This is a genomic window from Streptomyces sp. ICC4 (assembly GCF_003287915.1).
Lineage (GTDB): Bacteria > Actinomycetota > Actinomycetes > Streptomycetales > Streptomycetaceae > Streptomyces > Streptomyces tritrimontium.
Genome location: NZ_CP030286.1, coordinates 5,199,053 through 5,213,259, shown reverse-complemented (window position 1 = coordinate 5,213,259; position 14,207 = coordinate 5,199,053). Strand labels below are relative to the sequence as shown.

At 69.9% G+C, this 14,207-nt stretch carries 13 protein-coding genes; 12 read left to right on the top strand and 1 reads right to left on the bottom strand.

Annotated elements, in window-relative coordinates; genetic code table 11:
* Positions 1-3: 3 nt before the first annotated feature.
* Entirely contained in the window at positions 4-948 is a 945-nt protein-coding gene (locus DRB89_RS24335) for a ScbA/BarX family gamma-butyrolactone biosynthesis protein (RefSeq protein ID WP_275431892.1), read from the bottom strand.
* 166 nt (positions 949-1,114) lie between these two features.
* On the opposite strand from DRB89_RS24335, the gene DRB89_RS24330 reads away from it, so the two are divergent.
* The 12 genes from DRB89_RS24330 to DRB89_RS24275 all read left to right on the top strand — a co-directional run bounded on the left by DRB89_RS24330 (position 1,115) and on the right by DRB89_RS24275 (position 14,202).
* On the top strand, positions 1,115-1,816 hold the full coding sequence (locus DRB89_RS24330; protein WP_162688700.1) for a ScbR family autoregulator-binding transcription factor: 702 nt from the start codon (positions 1,115-1,117) through the stop codon (positions 1,814-1,816).
* Between the two features lie 210 nt (positions 1,817-2,026).
* The gene (locus DRB89_RS24325) at positions 2,027-3,643 is read left to right on the top strand and encodes a class I adenylate-forming enzyme family protein (RefSeq protein ID WP_112448255.1); all 1,617 of its coding nucleotides are present in this window, start codon (positions 2,027-2,029) and stop codon (positions 3,641-3,643) included.
* On the top strand, positions 3,640-4,023 hold the full coding sequence (locus tag DRB89_RS24320; protein WP_112448256.1) for a hypothetical protein: 384 nt from the start codon (positions 3,640-3,642) through the stop codon (positions 4,021-4,023). The genes DRB89_RS24325 and DRB89_RS24320 overlap by 4 nt, the downstream gene beginning before the upstream one ends.
* A gap of 196 nt (positions 4,024-4,219) precedes the next feature.
* The gene (locus DRB89_RS24315; protein ID WP_112448257.1) at positions 4,220-4,498 is read left to right on the top strand and encodes a LysR family transcriptional regulator; all 279 of its coding nucleotides are present in this window, start codon (positions 4,220-4,222) and stop codon (positions 4,496-4,498) included.
* Between the two features lie 394 nt (positions 4,499-4,892).
* Entirely contained in the window at positions 4,893-6,413 is a 1,521-nt protein-coding gene (locus DRB89_RS24310; RefSeq protein WP_239516313.1) for a 4-hydroxyphenylacetate 3-hydroxylase family protein, read from the top strand.
* 80 nt (positions 6,414-6,493) lie between these two features.
* On the top strand, positions 6,494-6,991 hold the full coding sequence (locus tag DRB89_RS24305; RefSeq protein ID WP_112448259.1) for a flavin reductase family protein: 498 nt from the start codon (positions 6,494-6,496) through the stop codon (positions 6,989-6,991).
* A gap of 1 nt (position 6,992) precedes the next feature.
* Positions 6,993-8,036 carry a hypothetical protein gene (locus tag DRB89_RS24300; RefSeq protein WP_112448260.1) on the top strand — a complete coding sequence of 348 codons (1,044 nt, stop codon included), beginning with the start codon at positions 6,993-6,995 and terminating at the stop codon, positions 8,034-8,036.
* A gap of 169 nt (positions 8,037-8,205) precedes the next feature.
* Positions 8,206-9,750, top strand: coding sequence for an FAD/NAD(P)-binding protein (locus tag DRB89_RS24295; protein WP_112448261.1), 1,545 nt, complete (start codon positions 8,206-8,208; stop codon positions 9,748-9,750).
* A gap of 92 nt (positions 9,751-9,842) precedes the next feature.
* Positions 9,843-10,655 carry a class II aldolase/adducin family protein gene (locus DRB89_RS24290; protein WP_112448262.1) on the top strand — a complete coding sequence of 271 codons (813 nt, stop codon included), beginning with the start codon at positions 9,843-9,845 and terminating at the stop codon, positions 10,653-10,655.
* Between the two features lie 63 nt (positions 10,656-10,718).
* On the top strand, positions 10,719-11,366 hold the full coding sequence (locus DRB89_RS24285; RefSeq protein WP_112448263.1) for an NAD(P)H-binding protein: 648 nt from the start codon (positions 10,719-10,721) through the stop codon (positions 11,364-11,366).
* 27 nt (positions 11,367-11,393) lie between these two features.
* Positions 11,394-12,656 carry a multidrug effflux MFS transporter gene (locus DRB89_RS24280; RefSeq protein ID WP_112448264.1) on the top strand — a complete coding sequence of 421 codons (1,263 nt, stop codon included), beginning with the start codon at positions 11,394-11,396 and terminating at the stop codon, positions 12,654-12,656.
* A 154-nt stretch (positions 12,657-12,810) separates the two neighbouring features.
* On the top strand, positions 12,811-14,202 hold the full coding sequence (locus DRB89_RS24275; protein ID WP_112448265.1) for a 3-deoxy-7-phosphoheptulonate synthase class II: 1,392 nt from the start codon (positions 12,811-12,813) through the stop codon (positions 14,200-14,202).
* Positions 14,203-14,207 lie beyond the last annotated feature (5 nt).

The window sequence follows — 14,207 nt, the reverse complement described above, 5'->3', positions numbered from 1 at the left end:
AGATCAGGCGGAAACGGGAATTCCCTCGAGAAGGGCGAGGAAGACCCGCTGGCCGCTCTGATGGCCCGTGACACTCAAGGAGAGGACGTTGTCCCCCGTCCGGGTAACCGGCTGCGCCTGGATCAGACAGGGCGTGTTGAACTCCGCGTAGCGGTCGAAGGACAGGCGCAGCGAAGTGGGGTACAGGCGGGTGCTGCCGGCGACGGCGAAGGCGGCCTGGTGCGTCGCCTCCATGAGGACCATCCCCGGTATGTGGTCGTTGGGGCGCGCGAAGAGCGTCGTGTTGCTGGTGTGTGCCCGCAGGGTCCAGCACCGGGGGTCCCTGGTGGGCGCCAGCAGGACATCGCTCGGGTCGGTTCGCAGGACGAGGGAGGGGTGCACCGGCTCGGGTACCGGAAGGAGCGGGCGGGCGTCCGCGTAGGCGCCCCGCATCCGACGGTACGCGGCGGGGGACGTGCAGGTCAGGCTGCCGTCGCCGGTGGCTATGACCCGGTCGTCCCGGACGAGGGCCATGTGGCAGGTCATTCCGGCGAACCGGGTGCCGCGGCGCCGGATCTCCGAGCAGGTCACTTCTATGTGCACCGGGGAGTCGTCGTTCGCGTCGACGAGACCGGGCTCGATCGTGTAGTTGAGGTCGGACATCAGGAAGTGGTGGCCGAGCGGGACGCCGAACTCGGCGTGGGAGATGAGGATCCCCGCCTGCCGGATGGCCTCCGCGATGAGGGTGGGGGAGCGAAAACCGTGCAGCGCGGTATGGAACGGGTGGTTTTCCGGCCAGCGCAGCGACACGGTGAAACGGTCGGTTCCGGTGCGTTCCCAGCTGGACAAGAAGACTTCTGAGGTCGCTGGACGGTGCACAAGCCAGTTGGGAACGGCCGAAGGCCTTGCTTCTGCGACCCCTGCTGGCTGTCTTTGGGTGCTTGTGTCCGCATATGACGTAATTAACATGGTCTCCCTCTCCGGGCTCAAGTCAAATTCGAGCCAGCGATGGTATGTCCCAGTCGCCGCAAGATACGTGCTGCCTGGTATAATTTGCAACGGCTGTTTTCGGTGACATGCTCAGTACCTCCGAGGAGGTGGAATATTGGCCGCCAGGAACGTGGAAGGAGCGAAGGTGTCCCAGAAGGAGCATTCCCGGCGAACCCGGCAATCGATCGTCGAGGCCGCCGGCGCGGTGTTCGCGGAGAAGGGCTTCAACGGGGCCACGATCGCCGACGTCTACCAGCGGCTCGGGCTGACCAAGGGCGCTTTCTACTACTACTTCAAGGGCAAGGAAGAGCTCGCCCAGGCCGTGCTGGCCAGCCAGATCGACACGGTCGGCTACCCGCTCGTGCCCCGGAGCACCCGGCTCCAGGAGATGATCGACTCGGGGATGCTCTTCGCCGTCCAGATCCGCACGGATCCGATCGTGCAGGGCAGTCTGCGGCTCTCGCTGGAGCGGGGCACCCATCATGCGGACCGCCTGCGCCCCTACCAGGACTGGATCGATCACAACCGGGCCGCGCTGGGCCAGGCCCGGGAGTGCGGCGAACTCCACGCGCACGTCGACCTGGACTCGGTCGCCGAGCTCTTCGTCGGCGCGTTCACCGGGATCCAGGTGCTCTCGGAAGTGCTGTGCGACTGGGACGACTTGGAAACGCGTACGTCCGTCCTCCTCAAGCACATCCTGCCGATCATCGCGCTGCCGGGAGTCCTGGCCGAGCTGGACATGGCCCCGGGCCGTGCCGAACGGGTCGTCGCCGACCTCGACCGGGTGCTCAAGGAACGGGCCGAAGCGCAGGTCGAGGCCGAGGAACAGGTCGTGGTCCGGGCCTAGCCCGTACGGGCAACCCCGTTCTCCCAAACCCGTTCTCCCAACGCCGGGCGTCATCGACGCCCGGCGGAGCTGTTTCCGGGGCGGGGCCGGCGCGAGTTCCGGACGACATCAGAACTTCCGATGACGGTTGCGTACCTTCATGCAGGTTTGTTTCCATGGGCGCGGCCCCGAGCCACACCACGAGGCTCTTGACCGACCACGGAGACCCACATGATCAAGCTCGATGACATCCGCCGGCACGCGGCGGGCGGCGTGACGCGGGATGCCTTGGTCGACGGCCAGGTGCGGCTGACCTGGGGCCAGTTCGCGGAGACCGTGGAGCGGACGGCGGCCGGACTCACCGAGCACCTGCCCGCCGAGGGCCCGGTCCGCGCGGTCTTCCTCGCCGGCAACAGCTGGCAGCTCACCGTGGCGATGAGCGCCTGCGCGACGCTCGGAGTCTCCTGCACCGGGCTCGACCCGCAGAGCGGCGCCGAAGACCTGGGCCAGGTGCTCACCTGGCTGGAGCCCGCGGTCGTGTTCGTGACCTCGGAGCACCGGGCCACCCTCGACCGGCTGGTCTGGCCGAGCGGCCCGCAGGCCGTGCACGTCCTGCTGGACGGAGTCTCGGCCCCCGGGGGGGCGCCGGCCGCCCCCGGTCCGCACCAGGCCCTCAACTTCGACCTCCTGACCTCGGCCGAGGCCCTGCGCACCCTGCCCGCGCCCCGGCCGTACGAGTCCTTCGCGGTCAGCGCGCGCAGCGAAGGCCCGTCCCGGATCGCCGTGCGCCGCACCCCCTCCGAGGGCCGCCACCTCGTCGACCTCGTCGACGAGTTCGGCCTCAACCGGGACGACGTGCACCTGGCCTCCGCACCGCCGACCGAGTCCACGGCCCTCGCGCTGGCCCGCACGATGCTCGGCATCGGCGCCACCGTCGTCCTCGCGGACGGGGCAGGCCCCGAGAGCCTGAGCGCGCTGCTCGTCGCCGAGCGCGTGAGCACCGGCGTGATCACCCCGTCCTCCCTGCACGGCGTGCTCGGGCTGCCGGAGACCGCCGAGCCCTCGCCGCGCACCCGCCACCTGCGGTTCCTCCTCACCCCGGGCGCCCACCTGGGCCGATGGACCGTCAACACCGCCTGGGAGCGGCTCGGCCCGGTGCTGCACACCGCGCTCGGCAGCCCGGAGACCGGGCTGACCGCCGTCATGGGACCCGAGGAGCTGCTGGTCTCGCCGCCGCGCTCGGGCCACGCCACGCTCGGCACCAACGTCGCCGTCCTCGGCGAGGACGGGCAGCCGGTGGAGCAGGGCGAGACCGGGCGCCTGGCCTACGCCGGCCACCAGGTGATGGACGGGTACCTGGACGGCGAGACCCTGACGGCCGGCCTGGACCTCGGCTGGGGCGAGGAGCGCTTCCTGATCACCGACGAGGCCGGGCACATCGACGAGACCGGCCGGCTGCTGGTCACCGGGCGCGTCACCGAAGTGCCCGTGGTGGTCCGCGATTCGGCGGTCGACACCGAGCTGTTCCGGCTGGAGTCGGACCTGCTCAACCTGCCCTGCCTGCGCGACACCGCCGTCATGCGGGTCAGCAACGCGGTGCTGGGGGACGCGATCGTGGTGCCCTTCATCGCGGTCGCGGTCGGCCGGGAGGCCACCGGCTACCAGGCGCTCGGCGCGGCCTGCGCCCGCCGGGTCCCGTCGCTGCCCGCGCACGTCATCGCGGTCGACACCATCCCGTACAGCCCCACGGGCCGCATTCGCACGGGGGACCTGCTGGACGCCGTACTGCCCATCATCACTCTGAACCTGCAGCTTGAGCAGTCGATGCAACAGGAGATGTCCGCGTGAACCTGCCCTCCTTCGACGACCAGCCGTACGACGAGGAGCCGGTGGAGGACTTCGAGGCGGCCTTCTTCGCGCTCGAGCTCGAACTCCTCGACCTGCCCTGCGTCCAGGACATCGCCCTGATGCGCACCCGGCTGCCCGAGGTGGGCGAGACGCTGGTCGTGGCCTTCGTGCCCCTCGCCGAGGAGGACCAGGAGGCCGGCGGCCGGCAGGCCGCGCTGGCCGCCTGCGAGCGGCGGATGCCCTGGCGGCTCTCGCACGCGGTGGCTGTGGACGCGATCCCGCGCGCGGCCGACGGATCCGCGCGCACGGGCGTCCTGATCGACCGTCTGCTCCCGCAGATCGCAAGGGACCTCCTCTCCCCGATGGAGATGTCCGACTAGTCCACTCCGCAAGACCCGCTGTCAACCACTAAGCGGCGGCTGACCTGTGGCCATGCCCTTCCTGAGGGCATGGCCACAGGTATGTCCGCGGAAGGCCGAGGAGCGAACCGGGCAGATTCCCCTGCTGCAGTTATACCTGCACCGTGGTATGTTTCTTTCCTCCGGGGCTTGAGCCTCGCAGAAGGGAGCCCCTGCCGTGCAGTTCCAGCAGCTACGCTCGTTCCGCGAAGTGGCCGCCGAGATGAGTTTCACTCGCGCCGCCAGGAACCTCCACTACTCGCAGCCCAGCGTCACAGCCCACATCAAGAACCTCGAGGACTACATCGGGGCGCCGCTGTTCCATCGCGCAGGCGGCCGGGTCCAGCTCACCGAGGCGGGCATGCGACTGCTGCCGCACGCCGAGAAGATCATTCTGATCGCCGAGGCGGCCTGTATCGACGCCGCCTCGGCCGGGCGCACCCGTCCGGCCGCCTGACCGGCCGCCGGACCGGACCGGACCGGCCGCCCGACCGGCCGCCGGACACGTTCCCGCAATTTACTTTTCATACGGCCCGGCTGTGTATCCGAATTTCCTGGATCCACGCCGGGCCAGACCTTTTTCAGGGCATTCGGAATTCACTGTTCCGCAATATGTGAACAGTTTTCCGAGCCTTCTCCGGAATGACAACAGGCGTGCGTCGCCTACCCGTTGACAGGGTGTCAAGCACGTGATCGCGCCAGAGTTGGCGTAGATGGGCAATTGTTCGTGCGCGGCCCCGCAAGAGCTGATGGGAAGCCGAGCCTACGCTCGGGGCAATCGAACTGTGCGCCCGGCAGCGGTCGCGTGTATTACCCCTGGAGAGGACACCAAAATGGGTCAGGTCCCGATAGTGGATCAGTCGGCCGGCGAGGCTCCGAACGACCTCATGACGGGCGACTCCTACCTGGAGAGCCTGCGTGACGGTCGCCAGGTCTTCGTGGACGGCGAGCTCGTCAAGGACGTGACGACGCACCCGGCGTTCGCCAACGCCGCGAGGTCGACCGCGCACCTCTACGACGCGCTCCACCACCCGGACACCAAAGACCTGATGACGACGGTCGACCGGTACACGGGTTACCGCGTCCACCGCTTCTTCACTCCGGCGCACTCGCCCGAGGAGCTCATCAAGGCCCGTGACGCCATCGAGCACTGGGCCCGCCTGAGCTACGGCTTCATGAACCGCACGCCCGACTACAAGGCGTCGTTCATGGCCGGACTGGCCGTGACCCACGACTTCTACGAGCCCTTCGGCGACAACGCCCGCGCCTGGTACGAGAAGTACGCCCGCCAGGGCCTCTCGATCAGCCACGCGATCGTCAACCCGCCGGTCGACCGCAACAAGCCGGCGCACGAGATCCGCGACGTCTACCTGAAGGTCGTCGAGGAGCGCGAGGACGGCATCGTCGTCGAGGGCGCCAAGCTCATGGCCACCGCCTCGGCACTGAGCAACGTCGCCTTCGTCGGCCAGATCCACCTGGCCAACCTGGAAGCCGGCAAGGCCGAGGACATGGCGCTGGCCTTCATGGCGCCGCTGAACACCCCGGGCATGAAGGTCGTCTGCCGCACCTCGTACGAGGGCAAGGCCACCAGCCCGTTCGACAACCCGCTCTCCAGCCGGTTCGACGAGAACGACGCCGTGCTGGTCTTCGACAAGGCGTTCATCCCGTGGGAGAACGTGCTGATCTACCGGGACACCGAGAAGATCCACCAGTACTTCCCGCGCTCCGGCCTGCTCTCCCGCGGCTTCTTCCAGGGCGCGATCCGCATGTCGGTCAAGCTCGAGTTCATGGCGGGCATCCTCGACAAGGGCACCCGCATCAACGGCACGGACGGCTTCCGCGGCGTCCAGGCCGGCCTCGGCGAACTGCTGGCCTGGCGCCACCAGACCTGGGCCGTCACCAGCGCCATGGCCCTGGACCCGGAGGCCGGCCCGGCCGGCACCGTCCTGCCGCGCATGGACTACTCGGCCGGCTACCGCGCGCTCGCCCCGCTCAGCTGGGAGCGCACGCACCGCTTCTTCGAGGAGCACCTCGCGGGCGCGCTGCTGATGACCCCGTCCAGCGCCAAGGACCTGCAGAACCCCGAGCTGCGCCCGCTGCTCGACCGCTACTACCGCGGCACCGGCGCCACGGCCGAGGAGCGCACCAAGCTCTTCAAGCTGGCCTGGGACGCGATCGGCACCGAGTTCGGCGCCCGCCACGAGCTGTACGAGCTCAACTACGCCGGCGGCCCCGACCAGGTGCGGCTCGACACCCTGAACTGGTCCCGCGGCGCCGGTCTCCTCGACAACTACGGCGACCTCGTCCAGAGGGCCATGGACGACTACGACCTCGACGGCTGGACCCGCGGCCGCTGGGCCCAGGACAACTGACCCGTCAGCCCGCGTACGGACGGGTGCCCGCGGCCGAAGCGCCGCGCGCACCCGCCCGCGCCCAGCAGAGAGGCCCGGCCATGAACCACGACCTGCGCGATGTGATGCGCTCCTTCGCCACCGGGGTCTGCGTCGTCAGCACGTACACCGACGAAGACGGCGTGCGCACCCACAACGCGATCACCGTCAACTCGCTCACCTCCGTCTCACTGGAACCGCCGCTCATCTCCCTGAGCTTCCGCCACGACTCGGAGTTCTTCACGGAGCTGCTGCGCACCGGCGTCGTCGGGATCTCGATCCTCGGAGCCGAGGGCGAGTCCACCGCCCGCGCGTTCGCGCGCCGCCGGCCCGAGCGCGACCAGGCACTGACCGAGGTGCCCGGAGCTCCGGGCGAGGCCACCGGGACGCTCCTGTTCGAGGCGGCGGCCTGGATGGAGTGCAGCCTGCGCGACCACGTGGTGGCGGGTGACCACGTCATGGTCATCGGCGAAGTCCTCGCGATGGGCGCCCGTGAGACCACGACCCCCCTGATCTTCCTTCAGGGCGGATTCCACAGATTCGAACTGGAACAGGTGTGACGTGCGAGCGAAGAAGTTCCTGAGCTGGCGGGCGCTCCTCGGAGCGGCGCTGGCCATATCCGGTCTGACCCTGTTGATCTGGCCGACCATTCCGGCACAGGCGACGGGGTCGGGCCCGGAGGCGGCGGCCGCCTCCAGGGGATCGGTGAGCATCTGTCTGGTGACCGCGAACGCCCCGACCCGTGAGCGCGGCATCCAGGTCGCGCAGTGGGCGGCGCAGGTCCTGCTCGAGCAGACGCCGTCCTACCGCGGACCGTGCGCCTCGTACGGCACCCCCAGCGCGCTCGGCAACGGCACGGTGCGCACGTACGCGCAGATCTCCGGCAACAAGCCGCAGACCGTCGGCATCGTCTTCCCCAAGTCGATGCTGACCAACCTGCCGACCACCATGACGGACGGCAACCACTGCTACGACATGAACGGCAACGGCACCGTCGACCAGCACACCGAGTGCGTCGGCGGCCACGAGCGTCCCCTGGACCTGCCCGCGCAGCTGACCGCGCTGCCCGGCATGCCGCTCAAGTGGGCCCTGGTGAACTTCAACCCGATGGGTCACGGCCCCGAGCACATCTACGACATGGCGCACTTCGACTTCCACTTCTACACGCAGTCGAAGGCGGAGCGCGACGCGATCCGCAGCGGACCGTGCGGCCTGGCCATCAACTGCGACGACTTCGTGACGGCGACCAAGCCGATCCCCCCGCAGTACCTGCCGCAGGACTACGTGAACAACAACGTGGCCGAGGCGGCCATGGGCAACCACCTGATCGACCTGAACTCGCCCGAGTGGAGCTCCATCGCCTTCACCCAGACCTTCATCTACGGCGCCTACGACGCCAAGATCAGCTTCCTTGAGCCGATGATCACGAAGGCCTGGTTCGAGGGCATCGAGGCCGGGGTCAACCCGAGCCGCTGCTGGCCCATCAAGCAGCCGCAGCAGTGGCAGATCGGTGGCTGGTACCCGCAGGAGTACTGCATCGACTACCGCGCCAACCGCGGTGACTACACCGTCTCGATGAAGAACTTCAAGAACTCCGCCGCCTGAGCAAAGCGGCGAACCCCATCGGCTGACCGGCTCACCCCCGACGCACCGGGGGTGGCCGGCGGCCTCCACTGAATCCCCGGAGTAGGCGAGGAAGGGCCCCGTGATCGCGGACAGCAAGGCCGGCGCACGACGACCCAGCGCCTTCCACGAATTGATAGGTGACTGACACATGTCCCGTGGATTCTCGATCGGCATCGTCGGAGGAGGCGCGGCTGCAGTCTGCTTGATCGACGCGTTGTCCCGCACACGGAGCGAACCAGGCAGCCTCACGGTCTTCGAACCGTCACCGCACCTGTGGCGCGGTCGCGCCTACCAGGTCGACACCGAGACCCTCAAGGTCAACGCGACGCCCGACGACATGTCCGTGCGCGCCGGCGACCTCCAGCACTTCGAGAACTGGCTGGAGACACGGGACAAGGTCATCGGGGTCCGCACCGGAGTCGACAGGTGGTCCGGAAGCCGCTTCGCGCCCCGCACCGTCTACGGCGAGTACCTGGAGCAGACGGCGTACGCCGCGCTCGGTGAACTGCGCCGCCAGGGCTGGCGGGTCGACCTCGTGGGCGAGGGCGTCACCTCCGCCAGCCGCGCGGCCAACCGGGTGCTGCTGCGCACCGGCAACGGCCGCGCCCGCGCCTTCGACTACGCCATCCTGTGCGTCGGCGGCGACAGCCCCAAGGACGTCTACGGACTGGCCGGCACCGAGGGCTTCGTCGGGGACCCGTACCCGATCGTCAACAAGCTGGCGGACGTCGGCGAGAACGACCACGTCGCCGTCATCGGCAGCGGCCTCACCGCCATCGACATCATCCTGTCCCTGGCCGCCCAGGGCCACCAGGGCCGCATCAGCCTGATGTCCCGCCGCGGCGTCCTGCCGGGCGTACGGCAGAAGGCGGTCCCCTTCGAGCTGCGGCACTTCACCCCGCACCGGATGGAGGTCCTGGCGACGACCCACCCCGAGATCACCCTCGAGGACATCGCCACCATCATGCGGGCCGAGTTCCGCGACGTGGGCGCCGACCTCGACGCGGTGGTCTCCGAGATCATCCGCGTCGACCTGGAGGACCCGGTCGACCGGCTGCGCCGGCAGATCGAAGAGGTCGACTCCCCGCACATGGGCCTGCGGATCCTGCAGCGCGCCGTCCCCGAGACCGGACCCGACGTCTGGCCGATGCTGCGCGAGCAGGACAAGGTCCAGCTGCTGCGCGCCCACTACCGCACGATCATGAGCCTGTGCTGCCCCATGCCCCCGGGCAGCGCCGGAGTCCTCCTCGAACTCGTCGAGGCGGGCAAGCTCGACATCGTCGCCGGACTGCAGAACATCACCCCGAACCCCGAGGCGGGATTCGACGTCGTCACCGCCGAGGGACACGACTTCACGGCCGACCGCGTCGTCAGCGCCGTGAACGCCTCCGAGGGGCGCATCCCCACCAGCGCCGCGCCCCTGGTCACCTCGCTCATGCGCAGCCGGGTCGCCAGCCGGCACCCCCACGGCGGCCTGCACATAGCCCGGCCGACCAGCCAGCTGACGACCAACGGCAGACCCGACCCGCGCCTCTACGGGCTCGGCAACATCGCCGCCGGGTCGCTCTTCTTCACCTTCGGCATCCCTTCGCTGGTCGACCGCAGCCAGGACATCGTCGGCGCGATCCTGCAGCACGCCGAGACCGTCACCGCCGCGAGCCAGGAGACCGAGGACGTCCTGCTCACGGTGTAGCCACCGCCAGCCACCGCCACCGCCCGCACCCGTATCCGTATCCGTACCGCCACCCCTACCGGAAAACGATCCGGAGATGAGGACCCCCGAGCATGAGCGTCACCGAGACCGACCGGCCCGCCTACCTGGCAGACACCCACACCGGACTGCCCATTCCCAGCGAGCCGGTCTTCGCCACCCACGAGGAGACCCGGCGCCACCGCAAGCAGCGGCTCGCCGCCGCGCTGCGGCTGTTCGGCAAGTACGGCTTCGGTGAAGGCATCTCGGGCCACATCTCGGTCCGCGACCCGGAGCACGAGGACCGGTTCTGGGTGAACCCCTTCGGCGTCTCCTTCAACCTGGTCCGCGTCGCCGACCTCATCTGCGTGGACTCCGCGGGCAACGTCGTGGAGGGCAAGCACCGGGTCAACCCCAGCGCCTTCGTCATCCACTCGGCCATCCACGAGCTCTCGCCGGGAGCCACCGCGGCCGCACACGGCCACACCGCGCACTCCCGCGCGCTGGGCGCCCTGGGCCGGCTGCTGGACCCCATCGACCAGGAGTCCGCCGCCTTCTACAACCGCCAGGTCCTCTACGAGGAGTACGAGGGCCCCTCGGTCTCGGCCGAACTCGGCCGCGACATCGCGGAGAAGCTCGGCGACAACCGCGCGATCCTGCTGCGCCACCACGGCCTCATAACCGTCGGCGGATCGCTCGACGAGGCCGTGCACTGGTTCTTCACCTACGACAGCTGCGCCCAGGTGCAGCTGCTCGCCCGGGCGGCGGGCACGCCCAAGAGCTTCACCCATGAGCAGGCCGTGGCCGCGGGGGACGGCTTCGGCAACGAGCAGCTGGGCTGGTTCAGCTTCCAGCTGCTCTGGGACGAGATCATCCGCGAGCAGCCCGACTTCCTCGAAGAGGACTAGCCCGCGGACCCCGTCCCTCGCGACAACTCCCCGCGAGAAACACCCAAGTAGAAGAGGCACACCATGAACATCCTGCTTTTCGGAGCGAGCGGACACATCGGCAGCGCCATCGCCGGTGAGCTGCTCTCCCGTGGGCACTCGGTCACCGGCGTGACCCGCACCGGCGAGATCGCGGGCAACAGCCACGAGGGCCTGAACGTCGTCGCAGGCGACGCCACCAGCGCCGACACCGTGGCCGGACTGTCGGCGCAGGGCTACGACGCGGTGGCCTCGGCCGTCGGTCCCAAGCTCGGCGTCGACGACGACCACAAGATCATCGTCGGTGCGGCCAACGCGCTCATCGAGGGCCTGACCCGCAGCGGCGTACGCCGCGTCGTGGTCCTCGGGGGCGCCGGCAGCCTCGAGGTGGCCCCGGGCGTCAAGGTCATCGACAACCCGAACTTCCCGGCCGTCTGGAAGCAGAACGCGCTCGCCCAGAGCGAGGCGCTGGGCCTCTACCGCCAGGCCGACACCCTGGACTGGACGTTCATCTCCCCGGCCGCCCAGATCGAGCCCGGCGAGCGCACCGGCACCTACCGCGTGGGTGGTGACCAGCTCCTGGTGGACGCCGAAGGCCAGAGCCGCATCAGCATCGCGGACTACGCGGTCGCCTTCGCGGACGTACTGGAGCGCGGCGACGCGCTCCAGACCCGCATCACCGTCGCCTACTGATCCGCGTTCCCCGGAGGGGATCCGACCATGACTTCACCCGCCACACCGAAGGGCGCCGGGCTCGCCCGCTTCGCCATCATCCTCGGTGCGCTCACCGCCCTCGGACCGCTGGCCAACGACGCCTACCTGCCGGGTCTTCCGCAGATCGCCGAAGACCTGTCGACGAGCGCCTCCGCGGCCCAGCTCAGCCTCACGGCCTGCCTGCTGGGCCTCGGCATCGGCCAGCTCATCGCCGGCCCGGTCAGTGACGCGCTCGGCCGCCGCCGCCCGCTCATCGTCGGCCTCGCGCTGTTCGCGGTCACTGCGCTGCTCTGCGCCTTCGCCCCGAACATCTGGACCCTGGTCGGGCTGCGCGCGCTCCAGGGCCTGGGAGGCGCCACCGGCATCGTCATCGCGTCCGCCGTCGTGCGCGACCGGCACACCGGGCCCGCCGCGGCCCGGTTCTTCGCCATGCTGATGCTCATCACCGGCATCGCGCCGATCCTGGCCCCCGTCCTCGGCGGCCAGCTGATGCTGCTCACCTCCTGGAAGGGCATCTTCATCGCCCTCTCCGTCATCGGTGCCGCGATGCTCTTCGGCGTCGCGGGCGCCCTGCCGGAGACGCACCCCGCCGAACGGCGCGTGCGCGGCGGCCTCAAGGCCACCGTGCCGATCTTCCGCCGGCTGCTCACCGACCGGGTGTTCGTCGGCTACAACCTGGCCTGCGGCTTCGCGTTCGCCGCGATGTTCGCGTACATCTCCGGCTCGACCTTCGTGCTCCAGTCCATCCACGGGATGTCCCCGCAGGGCTTCAGCGCGGTCTTCGCGGTCAACGCCCTCGGCCTGGTCATCGCCGCCCAGGTCAGCGGCCGCGTCGTGCACAAGACCGGCCCGCGCGCCCTGCTCGCGACCGGTCTGACCGTCTCCGCGGTCGGCGGCCTCGCGCTGCTCGCCGTCGTCCTCACCGACGCCGGCCTGGCCCCGATGCTCGTCGCACTGTTCCTGGTCGTCTCCAGCGTCGGCCTCGTCCTGCCGAACTCCTTCGCGCTGGCCCTGCAGGACCACGGTGACGTGGCCGGCTCGGCCGCCGCACTGCTGGGCCTGTCCCAGCACCTGATCGGCGCGGCCGTCGTCCCCCTCGTCGGCCTCGCCGGCGAGGACAGCGCCGTCCCGATGGGCATCGTCATCGCCGTCCTCGGCGTCGGCGGGCTCATCTTCTTCAGCCTCACCAAGGGCCACCAGGCCGCCGGTGCCGAGACCGGGGCCCCGGAGTCCGCGGCCGTGCCCGCCGAGGTGCGCGAGCCGGTCTAACACCCGGCGAGAGCGGCTCGAGCAAACGGATTGCCCGCCGGGGGACCGTACGGCGACAGCGCCGTACGGTCCCCCGGCACCCCGGGCCGACACCCGGGCGGCGACAGGCCCACCCTCTTCCCTTTCCACCGAAACCGATCGAGGCACAGCCACCATGACCCTCGCCACGCACGCCACGGCCGTCGACTCCTGGCGGCTGCTGCCCGCCGCCCAGCAGCCGGTCTACCCCGACCCGGTCGCCCTGCGCTCCGCGCTCGACGACCTCGCCTCCTACCCGCCCCTGGTCTTCGCCGGGGAGTGCGACCGCCTGCGCGAGCGCATCGCCGACGTCGCCCGCGGAGAGGCCTTCATCCTCCAGGGCGGCGACTGCGCCGAGACCTTCGACGCCGTCAGCTCCGACCAGGTCCGCGACAAGGTCCAGACCCTGCTCCAGATGGCCGCCGTCCTCACCTACGCGAGCTCCGTGCCCGTGGTGAAGATCGGCCGGATCGCGGGCCAGTACTCCAAGCCCCGCTCCAAGCCCACCGAGGTCCAGGGCGGCGTCGAACTGCCCGTCTACCGGGGCGACTCCGTCAACGGCCTCGCCTTCACCCCCGAGTCCCGCACCCCCGACCCCGAGCGGCTCAAGCGGATGTACCACTCCTCCGCCGCCACCTTGAACCTCGTACGGGCCTTCACCACCGGCGGCTACGCCGACCTGCGCCAGGTCCACGAGTGGAACCGCGACTTCGTCGCCGCCTCCCCGGTCGGCGAGCGCTACGAGCGCCTCGCCGGCGACATCGACGACGCGCTCACCTTCCTCGCCGCCTGCGGCGCCGACCCGGCCGCCGTCCACTCCTCCGAGATCTTCGCCAGCCACGAGGCGCTGCTCCTGGACTACGAGGCCGCGCTGACCCGCACCGACGCCCGCACCGGCGAGCAGTACGACGTCTCCGGTCACATGATCTGGATCGGCGAGCGCACCCGCCAACTGGACGGCGCACACGTCGAGTTCGCCTCCAAGGTACGCAACCCCATCGGCGTCAAGCTCGGCCCCACCACCTCCGCCGAAGAGGCCCTGCGCCTCATCGACAAGCTCGACCCCCAGCGCGAGCCCGGCCGCCTCACCTTCATCACGCGCATGGGCGCCCGCAACATCCGCGAGATCCTGCCCGAGCTCGTCGCGAAGGTCACCGCCGAGGGCGCGCGCCCCGCGTGGATCTGCGACCCGATGCACGGCAACACCTTCGAGGCGCCCAGCGGCCACAAGACCCGCCACTTCGACGACGTGCTCGACGAGGTCACCGGCTTCTTCGAGGTGCACCGCACGCTCGGCACCCACCCCGGCGGCATCCACATCGAGCTGACCGGCGACGACGTCACCGAGTGCGTCGGCGGCGGCGCCGAGGTCCGCCTCACCGACCTCGGTCAGCGCTACGAGTCCTCCTGCGACCCGCGCCTGAACCGCAAGCAGTCCCTCGACCTGGCCTTCCAGGTCGCCGAGCTGTACCGGGACCGCGACGCTTCCGGCGCCTCCCGCCGCGAAGCCGTACCCGCCGCCGCCTGATCCCG

What these genes read in the sequence shown, in the direction of transcription:
- DRB89_RS24335 (WP_275431892.1), bottom strand. Translation starts at nt 948, where the DNA reads ATGTTAATTACGTCATATGCGGACACAAGCACCCAAAGACAGCCAGCA.
- DRB89_RS24325 (WP_112448255.1), top strand. Translation starts at nt 2,027, where the DNA reads ATGATCAAGCTCGATGACATCCGCCGGCACGCGGCGGGCGGCGTGACG.
- DRB89_RS24305 (WP_112448259.1), top strand. Translation starts at nt 6,494, where the DNA reads ATGAACCACGACCTGCGCGATGTGATGCGCTCCTTCGCCACCGGGGTC.
- DRB89_RS24295 (WP_112448261.1), top strand. Translation starts at nt 8,206, where the DNA reads ATGTCCCGTGGATTCTCGATCGGCATCGTCGGAGGAGGCGCGGCTGCA.
- DRB89_RS24290 (WP_112448262.1), top strand. Translation starts at nt 9,843, where the DNA reads ATGAGCGTCACCGAGACCGACCGGCCCGCCTACCTGGCAGACACCCAC.
- DRB89_RS24285 (WP_112448263.1), top strand. Translation starts at nt 10,719, where the DNA reads ATGAACATCCTGCTTTTCGGAGCGAGCGGACACATCGGCAGCGCCATC.
- DRB89_RS24280 (WP_112448264.1), top strand. Translation starts at nt 11,394, where the DNA reads ATGACTTCACCCGCCACACCGAAGGGCGCCGGGCTCGCCCGCTTCGCC.
- DRB89_RS24275 (WP_112448265.1), top strand. Translation starts at nt 12,811, where the DNA reads ATGACCCTCGCCACGCACGCCACGGCCGTCGACTCCTGGCGGCTGCTG.